This is a genomic window from Reichenbachiella ulvae (genome assembly GCF_025833875.1).
GTDB classification, from domain to species: domain Bacteria; phylum Bacteroidota; class Bacteroidia; order Cytophagales; family Cyclobacteriaceae; genus Reichenbachiella; species Reichenbachiella ulvae.
Genome location: NZ_JAOYOD010000001.1, coordinates 529651 through 546978, shown reverse-complemented (window position 1 = coordinate 546978; position 17328 = coordinate 529651). Strand labels below are relative to the sequence as shown.

General features: G+C 43.6%; 10 protein-coding genes and 1 tRNA gene. 5 read left to right on the top strand and 6 right to left on the bottom strand.

What is annotated here, in order from left to right; all coding sequences use genetic code 11:
* Nucleotides 1-11: 11 nt before the first annotated feature.
* The 5 genes from N7U62_RS01935 to N7U62_RS01915 all read right to left on the bottom strand — a co-directional run bounded on the left by N7U62_RS01935 (nucleotide 12) and on the right by N7U62_RS01915 (nucleotide 8617).
* Nucleotides 12-1235 carry a DUF4861 family protein gene (locus N7U62_RS01935; protein WP_264136190.1) on the bottom strand — a complete coding sequence of 408 codons (1224 nt, stop codon included), beginning with the start codon at nucleotides 1233-1235 and terminating at the stop codon, nucleotides 12-14.
* 115 nt (nucleotides 1236-1350) lie between these two features.
* On the bottom strand, nucleotides 1351-2313 hold the full coding sequence (locus tag N7U62_RS01930) for an alpha/beta hydrolase (RefSeq protein WP_264136189.1): 963 nt from the start codon (nucleotides 2311-2313) through the stop codon (nucleotides 1351-1353).
* A gap of 85 nt (nucleotides 2314-2398) precedes the next feature.
* Nucleotides 2399-3622, bottom strand: coding sequence for a glycoside hydrolase family 88/105 protein (locus tag N7U62_RS01925; RefSeq protein ID WP_264136188.1), 1224 nt, complete (start codon nucleotides 3620-3622; stop codon nucleotides 2399-2401).
* Between the two features lie 220 nt (nucleotides 3623-3842).
* Nucleotides 3843-5483 (bottom strand): RagB/SusD family nutrient uptake outer membrane protein, encoded by a 1641-nt coding sequence (locus N7U62_RS01920; protein ID WP_264136187.1) that lies wholly within the window; start codon nucleotides 5481-5483, stop codon nucleotides 3843-3845.
* An 11-nt stretch (nucleotides 5484-5494) separates the two neighbouring features.
* Entirely contained in the window at nucleotides 5495-8617 is a 3123-nt protein-coding gene (locus N7U62_RS01915) for a SusC/RagA family TonB-linked outer membrane protein (protein ID WP_264136186.1), read from the bottom strand.
* A gap of 904 nt (nucleotides 8618-9521) precedes the next feature.
* Between N7U62_RS01915 and N7U62_RS01910 the strand changes: the two genes are divergently transcribed.
* The 3 genes from N7U62_RS01910 (at nucleotide 9522) to N7U62_RS01895 (ending at nucleotide 13706) form a co-directional block, all read left to right on the top strand.
* On the top strand, nucleotides 9522-12176 hold the full coding sequence (locus N7U62_RS01910) for a sialate O-acetylesterase (RefSeq protein ID WP_318840610.1): 2655 nt from the start codon (nucleotides 9522-9524) through the stop codon (nucleotides 12174-12176).
* A gap of 2 nt (nucleotides 12177-12178) precedes the next feature.
* Nucleotides 12179-13546, top strand: a complete 1368-nt coding sequence (locus tag N7U62_RS01900) for a glucuronyl esterase domain-containing protein (RefSeq protein WP_264136185.1) — start codon at nucleotides 12179-12181, stop codon at nucleotides 13544-13546.
* Between the two features lie 76 nt (nucleotides 13547-13622).
* A tRNA-Leu gene (locus N7U62_RS01895) sits at nucleotides 13623-13706 on the top strand.
* 120 nt (nucleotides 13707-13826) lie between these two features.
* Here the strand turns inward: N7U62_RS01895 and N7U62_RS01890 are convergent.
* Nucleotides 13827-14678 (bottom strand): hypothetical protein, encoded by an 852-nt coding sequence (locus N7U62_RS01890; RefSeq protein WP_264136184.1) that lies wholly within the window; start codon nucleotides 14676-14678, stop codon nucleotides 13827-13829.
* A gap of 679 nt (nucleotides 14679-15357) precedes the next feature.
* On the opposite strand from N7U62_RS01890, the gene N7U62_RS01885 reads away from it, so the two are divergent.
* Both N7U62_RS01885 and N7U62_RS01880 read left to right on the top strand, forming a co-directional pair.
* Nucleotides 15358-15966, top strand: coding sequence for an L-threonylcarbamoyladenylate synthase (locus N7U62_RS01885; RefSeq protein ID WP_264136183.1), 609 nt, complete (start codon nucleotides 15358-15360; stop codon nucleotides 15964-15966).
* A gap of 147 nt (nucleotides 15967-16113) precedes the next feature.
* On the top strand, nucleotides 16114-17301 hold the full coding sequence (locus tag N7U62_RS01880; protein WP_264136182.1) for a phosphoglycerate kinase: 1188 nt from the start codon (nucleotides 16114-16116) through the stop codon (nucleotides 17299-17301).
* Nucleotides 17302-17328: the final 27 nt, after the last annotated feature.

Here is a 17328-nt window from a genome sequence, read left to right as displayed (position 1 = left end):
TAATCAATTTTTTAATTTGAGATCTGAATTGGCTCATTCAGCTGAGCTACCTTTTGATCCAGATACGCTTTAAATGATGCCTTATCTTTGATACCATTTGGCTCCTGCTCCCAGGCTCCCAACAGATAGTAGCTAAATGGTTTTTCACTTGTTTTGAATTGGATCAGGTGATCAAAACCTCCCTCTCTCACAGCCTCTACATCCTTGGTATGATAGATCAAGGCCATTCCTAAATTATCCTCCGCAAGACTCTGTGGGCCATAAGTAGCGATGTATGTCCATCCACCTGAGCCTACCAGGGCTTCCAGTCTTTCTCCCTTCGAGTTCTTTACCAATCCCGTGACAAATCCTTCTGTGGCTTCTGACAGATCCACCGTATGTTTCACAGCATGCTCTCCTGCATTGATGCTCATCTCAGATTGCAAATCAATTTTCTTTCCATCCACATCCCAACCGTAATAGTTGGTAGTGACTTTGGATTGCAAATAGCCGCTCTGAACCTGGCAGGTCACAGAATCTGTCAATTGAAAATGAACCACACTGTCGCCAATCAAACGACCTATAGAACCGACACCTAAAGACTTCCCAGCTTTCAAAACATCCATACCCCAATCCGAAGGTTCGTGATAAGAATCAAAACCGTCTTGACCTACCTGCTGCAAAACCATTGAATTGACCTTTTTGCCAAAAATATCCACCGCATTTCTCCAATCCAGGTAATAACGATAACCTACTTTGTCACTTTCTAGTCCCGGACCTTCGTATCTGATGTAATAGGAATGATCTGTATGCTCCTGCGGTACGCGTAGAAAATCTACATTTTTGAAACCCTGACCATTCACATATTTTCTATCCTGCCATTCACCTCCTTGTTGCACCGAGATTTCCGCCTGCGTCATGGCTTTGGTTATCCCATCTACTTTCAAGGCGGATAGATCCAGCGATTTGCTTTCATTGGCAGCCCACTGACCATATACTAGTAGCTGATCTGTCTGACCGTCCGCATTTTGATCCTGCGCCTCTACTTTCCAATCCGTGTCACTATAAAATCCTGGCTTTGGCAATTCCACACCATCAGCTGAAGCAATAGCCACTACTTCCTTACGATCAAAGCTGGAAGGATTATTAAGAGTAATGGCCTCAGAATTTTCCGTTTTTTTCTGCTGGTCACCACATGAGAAGGCGAGCATTCCGCCCATGCACCCTAAGACAAGGTATAAAGTCTTTCTATCCATCATGTTTTCAGTTTATTGTTGAGACAAAAATGGAAAGAAATAAGCAAAGCACAGAGAACCTCCACTATACAAATTTTAACAAAAGGATGGCAAAGCCCTTATTTATCCGGTAGTCTTACTCTTTAAAAATGCCATCCAAAAAATCAGAGATATAATCAGCAGTGGGTTCAAACCAAGGGTCAAACAACCAAAAGGTATGAGGTGTCCGGTCACCCAGCTGATGTACTTCGCTCTCTATTCCATACCCATTGAGTTTTTCGATCACATCATCCTGCCCAGCATGAAACCTGAGATAGGAGCTATTGAGAAATAAAGTGGGGGGATCATCAGAAGACACATGATAAAGAGCTGAGGCTTCATCCCAAATCTCCGGAATCTCTTCATATGTACCGCCCAGCCACTTGGCGGCAACCGTTCCTTCTTCAGATTCTGGATGATTAAAAGCCAGAACCCCGTCCATGTCAACCGCTGCCTGCACCCTACTCGACGCATCAGGACCTCCTTCTACCTCGAATTTTTCAACGCCAGAGCTATACGCAACCAAAGCTGCCAACTGGCCTCCAGCGGACGCCCCTAAGACGGCTACTCGACTAGAATCAATTTTCATTTTTTTTGATTGACATTTCAACCAACGAATGGCGTATTTCACATCTTGCACACCAGCTGGATATTCAATTTCCGGCGACAAGCGGTACTCCACGGTAGCTGCTACATATCCACGACCGGCCAATGTTTTGGCTAGTTCCTCCATGTGAGATTTATCTCCAGAGATCCATCCCCCTCCATGAACCATGACTACTAGTGGTGCCCTCTTTTTTATTTTCTTAGGACTAAAAACATCTACATGTAACTGCCTACTCCCCAGGTCTCGATAGACCAAATCTTTTTGCTCCTTTATCACCTCACCAGCAATGGCCCTGGCCATAGTAATTTCAGGAAAACTCTTCAAATATTTCGCATACGAGGAAGCCACCGTATAAGAGGTATCTCTAGGAAAGTCCTGAGCCTTTAGCTCTGACAAAAAAAGAAATCCCACTGTAAACAGCAGGATTTCAAACTTCACACTTGATTTCGACAAGCAACACATTTTATTATTAATTTGGTCCTACATCCGGCGCATCACCGTTATAGGACAAACCTAATCAACAATGAAAACTAATACATCATTGACTAGATTTTAAGTCATTATAGATCAAAGAAGCCATAATGAAGGGACCGACTCCTTTGGGGTCATTGTCTCTGATTTCCTCACCTACATAATATTCGTAGGAAGCATCACGGTAAGGATCTCCACCCAGACCTGCTACACCACATACGTTTTGCAAGGTAATCGTGCCATCCTCATTTTCTTTGATAAACTGATCAACCATCCCCTCATAAGCCTTCATACCATTGATTAAATTTTTTTCATCGAGGTACCCTTTTTGAACTCCCTTTAGAATACTATAAGCAAACATGCTGGTACACGAGGTTTCCAGATAGTTACCTTCTCGGCCTCCTTCGTCCAAAACCTGCCACCATAATCCAGATTCGTCCTGATAATCCATCAGACCTACTACGAGTTTATCTAGAATCGCAATTACTTCATCTCTTTTCGGATGATCTTGTGGCATGTAATCCAATACATCTACCAGCGCCATGGCAAACCATCCCATGGCTCTTCCCCAAAAGTTTGGAGAAACACCGGTTTCTGGATCAGACCACTTTTGCTCCCTGCTTTCGTCCCAACCATGGTAATACAATTTTTTGGTTGAGTCATAGGCATATTTATCAATAAGGTAGATCTGGTGAGCTACCTCGTCGTACAAGGCGGGTTCGTTAAACTCTGCGGCATATTGCGCCAGAAAGGGGGATCCCATGTACAAACCATCCAACCACATTTGGTAAGGGTAACGCTTCTTGTGCCAAAAACCACCTTCAGAAGTTCGAGGATGATCCTTCATTTGCGCTCTCAGCAGCTCGATTGCCTTTTGATATTTGGGTTGAGGATCTAGCTTATACACCTCCATGAGCACCTTCCCTGAATTGACGCGATCGATATTATAATCGGACTGTTTGTATGTCTTAATGCTACCATCCTCATTGATCATAGAGTCCAAATAATACTTGGCATAATCGAGATAGCTTTCATCTCCAGTTTCTTCATACACCTTCACAAAGGCAGAACAGACGAGTCCATTGGTATACTCCCATTTTGGCTTGCTTCGAAAATCTAATAGTCTTGGATCTGGTGTTCTTTTGAGCTCTGAATCAGCCATTTGTATGTAAAGTGGCGCTGATTCTTTTGGCTCTCCTTCAATTCCATCTTGCTTATGTTGCCCTGCGAGGCTACATGCTGCCAAAAACAGCAATAGGAATTGATATGAATAATTTTTAATTGATGTCATTTGATTTTTTGATTTGCAAGACCCTCTGATTCATTTCTGCAGTATGCTTTGGTCAGTTGTTCGTTTCTTAAGTGACTTCTAAAGTTTGATTTCAAACTATATTTCATCAGTTGAGTATCAGCCGGGATATAAAATCCCGACTGATGACTAAACTATTGTTGATTTTGATTAACCATCCTAAATAACTAGCCATCAAAATCTTCAATGCAATTGTTACTTATTAGTTGCTATACGCTGGATTTTGTGCAAACCCTTGATTCTGATTCAAATCCATTGCAGATTGAGGAATAGGTCTCAATACTTTAAGGTTTCCACCATTTCCAGTGAAACTAGCTGTTTCGATCAATGGATTGTGAGCAGCAGCTCTTTCAACCAATTTACCCGATCTTTTCAGGTCGAACCATCTTTTGTATTCGCCCATCAATTCACGGCCTCTTTCATCAAGAATCACATCGATATCGATACTGGTGAAGTCTGCCACACCGGCTCTGCTTCTTACTTCATTGATGCGATCAAGTGCTGTAGCCGTGTTTCCAGCTCCTAAATAAGCTTCTGCCGCTACTAGATACGCCTCTGCTAATCTAGCTACGATGAAGTCTCTTGAACTTACTCGGTCAGTGCTACCTCCAGTCACAAAAAGTGACCCTGGATCATCGAATTTCTTCACGATAATGGTAGAATAGTTGGCAGAGATATCTCCTCCTTCTGGATCATGCGTGCCATACTTGTGATAAGTCAAAGCATCTCTTTGCTCTGGTGTCATCGCACTCACATATGCAGTACTGTCTGCAGTAGTGAACCACGAAGGCTCATAAAACTCCACTACGTTGAGAGAAGAATGATCTTCTACATCAAAGTAATCATAGTACCTCTCAAAAACCTCGGTCATGAAAGTTCCTTCCCAACGGGCATCACCCTGCTCGAACAGGTCCAATGCAAATCGAGTAGGACATAGATTGTATGATTTATATGGAGCATCGCCAGCCACTTCAGAACCTCCAGTATAAGATCCAAAGAAGTTCTGCTGCTGATGTCCCAACTCCAATGGAGCTGTGCTGATACTAGAAGGATCGAATTGTACAGAGAATATAACTTCTTCATTCATTTCGTTTCCTGGCGTCCAAAGCTCTTCGAACGAAAGGTTCAAAGTCTGGCCTCCGATCACAGCATCTGCATATTGAGCTGCTACGGCAAAATCATCACTTGCTGCAAAATCTTCATACGCTCTAGTCAAATGTACCTTAGCCAAAAGATCCTGAACGGCTCTTTGATTGACACGGCCATCGAAAGCCCCATTGCCTACCAAAGTAAGTGCAGCTTCCAAATCAGCAATAATTAAGTCATACACTTCGCTTGCCGAAGCTCTGTCAAACTCTACAATAGCCTCATCTATCAACTCCGTAATCAATGGCACTCCGCCATAGCTTTGTACCAAAAGGAAATAAGCATTGGCTCTCATGAATCTTGCCTCACCTATGCTCTGATTGATTCCTTCAAAATCTGAATTCAAATCCGCATAATAAAGAGCAGTATTCGCTCTTTGTACTGATACAAAAGCATTCTGGTAGATAAAGTCAACACCTTCTGAAGCTGGAGTCAACTCAGAATATCTACTCAATCCATTAGGTTCCTGATTTCTTCCTTCTACATACAGGTCGGTTCCACTGGCAAACATCCATGGATCCTGACCATACAATTCTCTAAGTGCAGAATAATTCGCATTCATCAATGCGTCAAACCCTTCCTCAGTTACATAAAACTCTTCTGCTGTAACGTTCGACTTGTTTTCTTCTTCGAGGAAACTATCGCAACCTGCGAGAAAAATCAGAGCCAACGTGATTATTGAAATATAATTCTTCATTGTTCCTTACTTTAAAATTTTAAACTTAGACCTACTTGAGTAGTGACATTACTCACACGGCTGACGTTAAATGAACCTTCGGCCCACTCTGGATCCCATCCTGTATAATCTGTGAACACGAATGGATTAAGTACATTCACATAGATTCTTAGGTTTTGGATTCTTGCTTTCTCCAGCATTGAACCTGGTAGTGTATATCCAAGACCGATGTTGTTGACCTTCACATACGAAGCATCTTTGTAGTAACCTACACCGTCATTTCTCCAGTAGGTACCGCCGTTTCTAGGTTGTGGATATTTATTAGAATACTGAGGCTCTACACCGACTGTATTTTCCGGCACATACCAACTTCCCACATCCAACTTCTGACGACCTCTATCTCTCATGTCTTCAAAGTTTTGGTGGAACTCACTGTAAGCAAGTACTCCCTGAACGGTAGAGATGGTGAAATTGAAATCAAATCCGCCAACTGTCAATCTAGAGATTAAACCTCCTGTCCATTTAGGATCAGAATTACCTAGAATCATTCTATCATCATCCGGATCAATCACGCCATCGTTGTTTACATCTACTACTTTGGCTTGACCTTCAGACTGATTGTAAGACTCAGCTACATCCGACTCATCTGCTTGCCAGATACCATCAAACTTGTAGTTGTAATGTGCGTTCACCGACTCGCCGATGAACAAGTTGTTCCCCACATCATCATTTTCACTTTGGCCATAGATAGATTCTACTGTATTGATATTCTTAGAGAAAGTCAATGTAGTTTCCCAAGTGACAAGGTTTGTTTGCACGTTGGTAGTTGTCAACATCAACTCCACCCCTTTGTTTCTGATTGATCCTGCATTGGCAATGATATTATCAAATCCAGTTTCTAACGGAAGGGTTTGCTCGATCAAAAGCTTCTCAGTAGTTCTATCATACACGTCTAATGAACCTCTAATTCTTCTGTTGAATAAAGCATAATCGATACCTAAGTTCCATTCGTTCATTCTAGCCCAGGTCAAAGTCTTGTTAGCCAAGCTACTAGACACCCAACCATTAGCTGCTGTACCATTGTAATCGTAATAAGTCTGATCTGTCAATGTATTAACAGAAGAGTACGGACTTACATTATTGTTTCCAGTTGATCCATATCCAACTCTTAATTTCAGATCGTTGATTGCATCCACTCCTTTCAAGAAGCTTTCGTTGCTCAACCTCCAGGCCACAGCAGCAGATGGGAATGAATTCCACTTGTATCCATCCGCCAAAATAGATGATCCATCCCATCTGTTAGAAACTGTCAATAGGTATCTATCATCAAAGGAATAGTTCAATCTCAAAGCAAAAGAAGACAGCTGTGATTTAGAAAACTGGTTACCTAGATTGTATGTAGACTGAAGGCCCGATCCGACATTGTAGAATTCCGTCTCAAACGGCTGGTTGCTAGAAGACATCTCTGCCTTTTCGAATTGATCTACAAAAATACTTTGCAGTCCCATCAAGTTAATACTATGTCTATCGAATGACTTGATAAAATTGACCTGATTGTCCCAGGAATAATTGAACTTTTCATAGTAGGTAACCTTTGAACTGGCTAGGTTATTATTACTCACTCCATCATTGGTCATTTCACCACTGAATTCTCCTCTTCTATAGCTTTGCAAACCACCTGAAAAACTTGATTTGATAGAAATCCAATCTACCGGTTTCACTTGCAAATAGACATTACCCAATGCATTCCATTGGTTTTGCATATCTCTAGAATTAGCGATTTCCAATAAAGGATTGTAGGTTGAAGTTTTGTTTATTACAAAGTTTCCATCCACATCTCTAAGCTTTCCTGGTTGTGGATACAACTCGTCTGTCTCTTGAAGGTTCTCATCTACTGCATATGGCGTCAAAAATGGATTTAAACGAAATGCCTCTCTCATCGCATATCGGCTACCTCTTTCTCTATTAGTTTTAGCGATAGTAAAAGCTGATCCTACTTTGATTTTGTCATTGATCTCCTGATCAATATTAGATCTCAAAGTGAATTTTTCGATTCCTTCATTCTCGATATTACCCGTCTCTTTTTGGTAACCAGCACCTATGGTGTAAGCAGACCCTCCATTTCTGTGAGAGATAGAAAGGTAGTTGTTAGACTGCATACCAGGTTGCAACACTGCATCATACCAGTCGAAAGCATCGTTATTAGCTACTCTTTCGCCCATCACGGCATTACTTCCTGCATATCGTCTATCATAAAACTCCTGCTCAGTCATTCCAGACCAATTGTCAGTAGCGAGATAGGCCGACAGGTGATAGTAGGCCCAATCCTCAGATGACATCATCTTTGGAAGGCGTGCTGGATTTTTAAATCCATAGAAAGTATCAAATGAAACAGTGGTACCACTTGGTACAGACGATCCTCCTTTAGTCTGGATCATCACCACACCATTGGCAGCTCTAGAACCATAAATAGCTGAAGAAGACGCATCTTTCAACACATCAATCTTAGCAATGTCCTGAGGGTTCAAGAAATCAATATTATCGACAATCACTCCATCTACCACATACAATGGCCCCCCATTTTGTGGGTTACCGTTGCTATCGTTGAATGTTCCCTGCCCTCTTACCTGAACAGACATAGGCTCACCCACCATACCATTCGAATTGCTGATTTGAATACCGGGGACAGCACCTTGTAATGATTGCATAGGACTAGTAGTACCTCTGGAAACGATATCTTCTCCATTAACGCCTACTATTGCTCCTGTTACATCTTTCTTCTTTTGAGTACCATATCCTACTACTACGACTTCAGTCAGTGTCTCTGCATCTTCCTGCATCGTCACTTCGATTACCGAACGCCCGTTGATATTGACTTTTTGTGTCGTGTAACCAATGAAGCTTACTACCAGTGTAGTCGACCCTTCAGGAACAGTCAATTTGAAGTTACCTTCGAAATCTGTCACTGTACCTGCAGATGTACCTTCTGCCAAAATAGTCGCACCCGGCAATCCTTCGCCCAGGTCACTTACTATTTTACCACTAATTTGTGTCTGGGCCATAGAGGCGAAGCTCATCAGGAGCATGGCCACCAATCCCAGCTGAATTCTTCCCAGCCTGCGTAGGAATGATCCAAATAGTAATTCTTTAATCATACTTAGTTTATTTGATTTAGAAATGTTTAATCTTTCGCTACTCTCAATCGCCTAGTCCTAACGCCGAAAGTAACATTTCAAATGTCCTACTATTTGAACCGATCGGGTATTCATTAATTCACAGAAACAAAGCAAGGCCAGAGAATATAGACCAAGCCATGAGCAGGCGAAAAACAAACCTGAGAAGGCTGAATCAATGTTTTTAATAAAAAAAGTATAAGAGATGTGAAAAATTGATAGTGCAATCAGTATTTGAGAATTCAACAGCTATGCTGGATGTGAACTGATAAAAAGGGAATAGCCTATAAAAAAAGAAAAGCTGCTCATCCCGTCCGGATCAGCAGCTTAAGCATGATTATGAAAGACTAAATTACTATTCTATTTCAGTGGAGACTTTTGATCGTCTCAGTATAGTTAACGAACACGATTGATTTTGGTTGGCTTTCTTTGTGATTAACTACAATGCAATGATAGCTCAGACCTAAACATCCTGAAACACAAAATCGGTGAACTTCATTATTTATCAGGTGAACTGCAGGATTAAAAATGTAGCTTAATTCAGCCTATACAAAGATTAATTAACTTCTCACCTTATTTATGTCTGGAAAGGTGAGTACCCAACGCAACTCCCGGCTAGCAATAGAAAAAAGTAGAACCGAGAATGGTCAAAAGGAATGGAGATTTTCTATTCTCTATTTTTATTCCTGAATCAAAACCTATTTATTTACGCAATCGATTGTTTCGTAATGAATCATCAAAGATTGGATAGAAATGGGCTGCTTTCTATGATCCGGTACTGGCCATCATTCGTTCAGAAAAAGGAGCAAGTGGAATCATAAAAATCAAAGCAGAATCCCCGAACTTACAATCTGCACACATAGAGATTAAAATCAAGGAATAAAGCATGAAGAAGATTAGCATAATTGGACTACTACTATGTTTCACCTTGGCTGGCAGCTTACAGGCACAGCTTCGTCTACCCAAACTGGTAAGCGATGGCATGGTACTACAGCGCGGTGAGGATATCAATATATGGGGCTGGGCCGATCCCGGTAGCGCAGTAACCGTAAAATTCAAAGGCAAAAACTATCAGGCCACCACAGAGGCTTCTGGCAAATGGATGGTGAAGCTCCGAAAATCCAAGGCTGGCGGGCCTTATGAAATGGAAATATCCAGTGCTAACGAACAGATCGTGCTCAAGGACATTTTAATCGGTGATGTGTGGTTTTGTTCAGGTCAATCTAATATGGTGCATTACCTGGGGCGACACAGCGATCGATATACCGATGAAATCGCAGCAGCTACCAACCCCGAGATTCGTCAGTTTTTAGTACCTTCCAATCCAGAATTTCAAGGTCCTTCAGAAGATTTACCAAAAGGCGAATGGAAGCAAGCCAATCCAGAAAACGTACTAGTGTTTTCCGTAGTTGGGTATTTCTTCGCCAAAAACCTTTACGATAAGTACAAAGTCCCAATGGGTTTCATCAACTCCAGCTATGGCGGAACCCCCATAGAAGCATGGATCAGCGAAGGAGGCTTCAAAGATTTTCCATCCGAACTAAACAGAATAGCTCAAAACAAAGACACTGCCTATGTCAACCGCATCAATCGGGAAGCACAGGCTAGCAGAGCAGTTGCTGAACCACAACCGGAAGACCAGGGACTCACAGCCTCTACCCCATGGCACGATCCAGCATACCAACCGAAAAACTGGCACAATATCAACATCCCTGGCTACTGGGAAGATCAGGACATCAAAGATTTGAATGGGACAGTTTGGTACCGAAAAGTCATCGACCTACCAGAAAACATGGCAGGTCAGGCAGGCAAAATACATATGGGTAGAATCGTAGATGCGGATGCCATCTACATCAATGGCGAACGTGTAGGAGGTATTGGCTACCAATATCCACAGCGGAGATATGCCTTTATAGAAGGAATATTAAAAGCGGGTGAAAACCTCATCACCATCCGTGTGACCAACTACGGCGGTAAAGGAGGATTTGTGCCAGACAAGCCATATTATCTCGCTGCGGCTGGCGACACCCTGGATCTAAAAGGCACCTGGCAATACAAAGTCGGTCAGGTTTTTCATCCACAAAAAAACATCAAACATGGCATAGCGGCACAATACCAGCCTGCTACGCTCTACAATGGCATGGTCGCTCCTTTCATCAACTTCCCCATCCGAGGTATCCTCTGGTATCAGGGAGAAAGCAATGCGGGCAATCCAAAAGCCTATGAAGGCCTGCTCAAAGCACTGATATCAGACTGGAGAGCCAAATGGGGAGAGGAAGAACTACCCTTTCTCTATGCGCAACTCCCTAACTTCATGGAAGTCAACTACACTCCTTCAGAAAGTGGCTGGGCCGAACTGCGTGAGTCTCAAAGAAAAGCCCTCAGCGTACCCAACACAGCCATGGCTGTGACGCTAGAGCTAGGAGAATGGAACGACATCCACCCAGGCAATAAAAAACCAATTGGAGACCGACTGGCGCAGGCTGCACAGAAACTCAGTTATGGGGAGAAAGATGTAGTCTATTCTGGCCCCATGTATCGCTCCGCCACGGTCAACCAGGGTCAAGTGACGCTCTCCTTCGATCATATAGGCAGTGGCCTGACCTCCAAAGATGGCGAAAAGCTGAGATGGTTTGCTTTGGCAGGTGTAGACCAGCAATACTACTGGGCAAGTGCAGAGATCAAAAACAATCAAGTCCTTGTTTCAACTCCCAAAGTACCAAACCCCATCTATGTGCGCTATGCATGGATGGACAATCCTCAGGACATCAACTTCTACAACGAAGAAGGACTGCCCGCCTCCCCTTTCGAGGCGCAATTGATCGATGAGCTATGGTATGGCAAAAAAGCCGGCGTGGTACTGACCTATGACGATGCGCTGGATGTACATCTCGACAATGCCATCCCGGTGCTGGACTCTCTGGGATTGAAGGCTACCTTCTACATCACTGCCAATGCATCGAAGGGCAGGATGTATGACTGGAAACGTGTCGCTCAGAATGGACACGAACTCGGAAATCACACGCTTTACCACCCATGTCTGGGTGGAGAAGGGCGCGAATGGGTCATTCCAGAAAACGACTTAAGAAACTACAACACACAGGAGATAGTCAGAGAGATCGAGATGACAGAACTCTATCTAAGGGCGCTGGATGGCAAAAGCAGTAGAACATTTGCCTATACCTGTGGAGATACGGAGACCAGCGAAGGATCTTTCATCCCAGAGATCAAAGACAAGTTCACTGCTCTGCGAGGGGTCGACTCCCAACTCAACCACATCGAAACAATGGACTTTACCGACATCAAGTGCTATGGCTTGGATGGACATAGCGCTGAAGAAATGATCCAATGGGCAGAAAAAGCCCGCGAGGAAAATGCACTTCTGGTGATTCTCTTTCATGGCGTAGGTGGCGGTCATTCTCTCAACGTGAGTCTTGAAAACCACCGCAAGTTCCTCGAATACCTCAAAACCAACGAAGCGGACTACTGGGTCACTACCATGGAAGAAGCCGCACAGCACTGCAAAGACCAAAAGCCTTAATCATGAACAAATACATTCTATTGATCGGTCTGCTAGGTACTGGCATATTCGCTCATACTCAAAGGCTATCGCAAGCACAAAGAGACAGCATTTATCAATTGACAGTGGCGGATTTCGAACAGATGAAGGAGCAACTGGGCATCAGCATCCCCAACCGACCCGGACCATCCGGAGACCCCAGCGCACCCAATGCCGCCAATAGCGACGAAAGCAAGGTGCGCAGCTATGACTTGCCCGATCCATTGCGCTTTGACAATGGGAAGCCCGTGCAATCCTCTAAAGAATGGTGGAGCAAAAGGCGGCCCGAAATAGTCGAACATTTTGATCGTGAGATCTATGGACGCGTGCCAAAGAACGTCCCTTCGGTCACCTGGCAGGTGCTGTCCGAAAAGGACACGACCATAGGCTCATGGCCCATCGTAGAAAAGCGCCTGAAGGGGGTAGTGGACAACTCTTCTTATCCAGACCTGTCGGTTGAGATAGAACTGTTGATTGCCACGCCTGCCTCCGCCACGGAAAAGGTCCCTCTGGTTCTGGAGTTTGGATTCATCAACTGGCCCTTTGGCCCCAGACCTGATCAAAGCGCCTCTATCTTGAGCTCCAACGAACCGGGATGGAAAGAACAATTGATCTCTCGAGGATGGGGCTATGCGATCATCGTGCCACACAGCATCCAGGCCGACAATGGAGCCGGGCTAAGAGCAGGCATCATTGGCCTGACCAATCAGGGCAAAACCAGAACACCCGAGCAATGGGGTGCACTCCGTGCCTGGGCCTGGGGCGCGAGCCGAGCCATGGATTACTTCGAGGTGGACGATGACATAGATGCCAAGCGAGTGGCCATAGAAGGCCTCTCCAGATATGGAAAAGCTGCCGCAGTGACACTGGCCTATGACGACCGCTTTTCGATTGGATTTATTGGATCGTCCGGTGCGGGAGGATTAAAAATTCTTAGAAGGAACTTTGGCGAAAGCGTAGAGAACCTGGCCTCCTCTGGAGAATATCACTGGTTCTGCGGCAATTTTATCAAATATGCCTCTACACATACCGCTGACGACCTTCCAGTAGATGCGCACCAGTTGGTAGCGCTCTGTGCGCCGCGTCCTGTATTTATCAGTCTGGGATCCCCCGTAGTAGAAGGCAATTGGATCGATGCGAAAGGCAATTTTCTGGCGGGCGTCCATGCCGGGCCGGTGTACGAATTGCTAGGCAAGAAAGGCCTATCCAACAACAGCTTCCCTCCTCTCGGCACGGCCATGACGGAGGGCGACATTGCCTACAGACAGCACGCCGGAGGACATACCACCGGCCCCAACTGGAGCACCTGGATCGCCTGGGCTTGTCGCTACTGGGGTGATTGTGGATTTTGATATGTTAGTAAAAAATTAAGGGCAACAGCCATTCTCTTTGTCGACAGGAATCACTATTCTTGCGTTCAAGATAGCTGCCCAAGTGTTGGAACTGGTAGACAAGCTAGATTCAGGTTCTAGTGCTCGTTAGGGCGTGAAGGTTCGAATCCTTTCTTGGGCACACAAAGGCGAAGTAACTCAGGTTGCTTCGCCTTTTTTTGTTAAGATTATGCTTACAGTAAGGCATTGCAAACGCGCTCGATCAGGGCTTATGGATGATAGTGTCTGTTAAGCATATTGTTTAAAAGTAATTACCAACCACACTAACCATATATTCTGGTCTTGGAGGTGCTGGATGTAAATCGAATTCGAGCTTTTGGAGTTGTTCACCCTTTAAAATATCTTCTGGATGCTGATGAAATAAACTTCTGACTGGTACTTTCGATCGAGAATAAAATTGAGTTAAGTCCACAAACATTTTTTTGGTTAGACTGTCAGAATAGAAAAACTCAACCTTAAACCAGTCAATAATTGTGTATGAATATACAATCTCAAATTCATTTTTTGTGCCATAAATAGAAAGCGGACTATTGTAAAAGTTACCCGTTGGTTCACCCTCTTTTTTCAATTTTTCGAGTATCGCCCAAGAATCGGCTCTTATTTCAAAATGGACAAATAGCTTTTCAGTTCTTTTAGCACCCCTAAGAAACTTAATTAATGCCGTATCTATATTGATACTATTTTGTGCTAATCGGCAGCAGAAATGTTTGTAATAATAGCGGATTACATTGAGCTGGTTTTCATAAACTTTCTCGTCAAAAATTTCATTGAAATCAATATGTCCGTTTCTGGTTATAGATTCAAAGTTTGAAAGCACGTAACTAATGAATTGTTCATAAGCTTTATCAAAGGGTTGACTTAATGTGCCATTGCACTTATTGCAAAGAAGTTTTTCAAATTTTAGATTGTCTGAGTTGTCACTTTGAAGAGGTGTTTTTCGTGGTACTTCGTTTTGGTGGTAAATTAACTTTGTACCTTCATGCTCTAGGGCTTTTTTTATGTCCGTCCTCTTAAATTTATGTTCACCAGTCAAAGCACCCTCCTGATTGCAAAGCCAACATTTCTTAGGGTTCTTTATGGAAGGAGTGATCATATTGAACTATTATGCTTAACACCCAAATATCAGCCACTCCCTCTCAAAACATGGATATAAGCAGCACAATAGGGCTTTTAGTTAAAAAATTAAGTGTTTACTAAGTGTTTACTAAGTGTTTACTAAGTGTTTACTAAATGTTTTTAAATGTATCTAAACGTATAAATAAACGCCTTCACTCCTCGAATCTACCCCCATCCCCCTATTCCTCCAAGCCCAGCTGAATGATAGTTACCCTCCGAAACCAAATATCCCCAGATCCGGGTATGGAACTTTTCGCTGTACAGCACTTGCAACCTCTACTAAGACAAAAAACCAGTCTACCAAACAAGGACTAAAACCAAGACAACCCAAAACAGGACTAAATTCCAGCCTATCAACTTTTTTAGGGCACCTCATTTTTTGAATATAAGAGCTCATTTTTTTACCTGAAGATGATCATTTTCTGATGGAAAGCACACATTTTTCACCCCAATGGTGGTGATTTTTTACTACATATGATTGAAGTAACTTTAAAAAACATGCTCCAAGTAAAAGAACTCGTTTGATTGCAAGGATATCTCGAAACACTGCACAAAACCCTCGGTAGACTGCACAGCCTACTCATCCCAATGCACAAGGATCTCCTTCCATTTGCCTTACATCAATTTTCGAATCATATTTGCCCAAATTTTTCGCTATGGCAGAAATAGGAAAAGACGTACAAAAAGCCGCAGCATTGCTCAGAGAGGGTAAGTTGGTGGCGATCCCAACAGACACTGTATATGGTCTGGCAGGCAATGCCTTTGACATTGCAGCGATCGAGCAGATTTATGAGGTCAAAGGGAGACCTAAAAGCAAAGCCTTCATCGCACAGACCAATTCCGTAGAGAAGATCAAAACCTTTGTGAAGGATTTTCCGGCGAATGCCGAAAAACTCGCTAACAAATATTGGCCTGGCGCCCTGACTCTCATCCTGGATGCCAACGACAAAATACCTGTAGAAATGCTGGCTAATGGCGTCACGGTGGGTGTGCGCATCTGTAATCATGCCCTGACACTGGAGCTACTGAGCCTTCTGGACTTCCCGGTAGCACTACCAAGCGCCAACCTGCATACACAGCCTAGTCCGGTGACGGCACAGGAGGTAGATGCGCAGCTGGGTGACCGTATAGACTACATTCTGGATGGTGACGAATGTCATATCGGATTTGAGTCCACGATCGTTGGGTTTAACGACCAAAAACCACTTATTTTGCGCCAAGGTGCTATCGCAGAGGAGGACATACTTGCTACGTTGGCATCTTGATCATTAGACGCCCAACATGCACCCAGATCTGGTTCTTTTTTTAGCTGAAATAATTATAGTTTCAGCACATAATGAGCATTAGAAATTAAAATCAAACAGCCAAGCGAACAATAAGGCGCTGGCTAAATATTTAAATCTTAAAAGGAGATGATAACCTTAGACCAATACAATTTTGAAGGCAAAAAAGCCTTGGTGAGAGTCGACTTCAACGTACCGTTGAATGACAAATTCGAAATCACCGATTTCACACGTATCAAAGCAGCTACTCCTACCATCAAGAAGATTCTTTCTGACGGTGGATCAGCCATCCTGATGAGCCACCTGGGTAGACCAAAAGAGGGACCTGAGGAAAAATTCTCGTTGAAGCACCTGGTGAAAGAACTTTCTGAAAGATTCGGTACCGAGGTAAAATTTGCAGAGGACTGTGTAGGTCAGGACGCTACTGATCTGGCGGCAGGATTGAAGCCTGGCGAAGTATTGCTTCTAAATAACCTGAGATTCTACAAAGAAGAAACCAAAGGTGACGAAGCATTCGCTGAGAAGCTATCTAAACTGGGTGATGTCTATGTGAACGACGCCTTCGGCACGGCTCACAGAGCACATGCTTCGACCACTATCGTGGCTAAATTCTTCACTGACAAAGTATGTGGATATGTGATGCAGGCAGAGCTGGACAATGCTGAGAAAGTATTGAATAACCCGACTCGTCCATTCACAGCGATCATGGGTGGAGCGAAAGTTTCTGACAAAATCATGATCATCGAAAAATTGCTAGACAAGGTAGACAACCTGATCATCGGTGGCGGTATGTCATACACCTTCTCTAAGGCAAATGGTGGCAAGATTGGCAACTCACTTTGCGAAGATGACAAAATGGAGTTGACCAAAGAATTGGTTAAAAAAGCAGAAGAGAAAGGCGTGAAGCTCTACTTGCCAATTGACAACACGATCGCAGACGACTTTAATAACGATGCGAATACGCAAATCGTAGGACGTGGCGAAATTCCTGATGGCTGGGAAGGTCTGGACATTGGACCAGAAACTGTTAAACTTTTCGAAGAGGTAGTAGCTAACTCTAAGACGGTACTTTGGAATGGACCTATGGGCGTATTCGAATTCCCAACCTTTGCAAAAGGCACTGAGGCCATCGCAGAGGCAGTAGTGAAAGCAACTGACAATGACGGATTCTCATTGATCGGTGGTGGTGACTCGGCATCAGCTATCAACAACCTGGGTTATGGAGACAAAGTATCTTACGTATCTACAGGTGGGGGTGCATTGCTAGAGTACATGGAAGGCAAAACACTTCCTGGTGTCGCAGCTCTACAGAGCTAAATCTCAAAAGCTATCAAAAAATTAAAG

Excerpts from the sequence above, each read along its gene's own strand:
- N7U62_RS01935 (WP_264136190.1), bottom strand. The coding sequence starts at position 1,235 with ATGGATAGAAAGACTTTATACCTTGTCTTAGGGTGCATGGGCGGAATG.
- N7U62_RS01925 (WP_264136188.1), bottom strand. The coding sequence starts at position 3,622 with ATGACATCAATTAAAAATTATTCATATCAATTCCTATTGCTGTTTTTG.
- N7U62_RS01920 (WP_264136187.1), bottom strand. The coding sequence starts at position 5,483 with ATGAAGAATTATATTTCAATAATCACGTTGGCTCTGATTTTTCTCGCA.
- N7U62_RS01915 (WP_264136186.1), bottom strand. The coding sequence starts at position 8,617 with ATGATTAAAGAATTACTATTTGGATCATTCCTACGCAGGCTGGGAAGA.
- N7U62_RS01910 (WP_318840610.1), top strand. The coding sequence starts at position 9,522 with ATGAAGAAGATTAGCATAATTGGACTACTACTATGTTTCACCTTGGCT.
- N7U62_RS01900 (WP_264136185.1), top strand. The coding sequence starts at position 12,179 with ATGAACAAATACATTCTATTGATCGGTCTGCTAGGTACTGGCATATTC.
- N7U62_RS01890 (WP_264136184.1), bottom strand. The coding sequence starts at position 14,678 with ATGATCACTCCTTCCATAAAGAACCCTAAGAAATGTTGGCTTTGCAAT.
- N7U62_RS01885 (WP_264136183.1), top strand. The coding sequence starts at position 15,358 with ATGGCAGAAATAGGAAAAGACGTACAAAAAGCCGCAGCATTGCTCAGA.
- N7U62_RS01880 (WP_264136182.1), top strand. The coding sequence starts at position 16,114 with ATGATAACCTTAGACCAATACAATTTTGAAGGCAAAAAAGCCTTGGTG.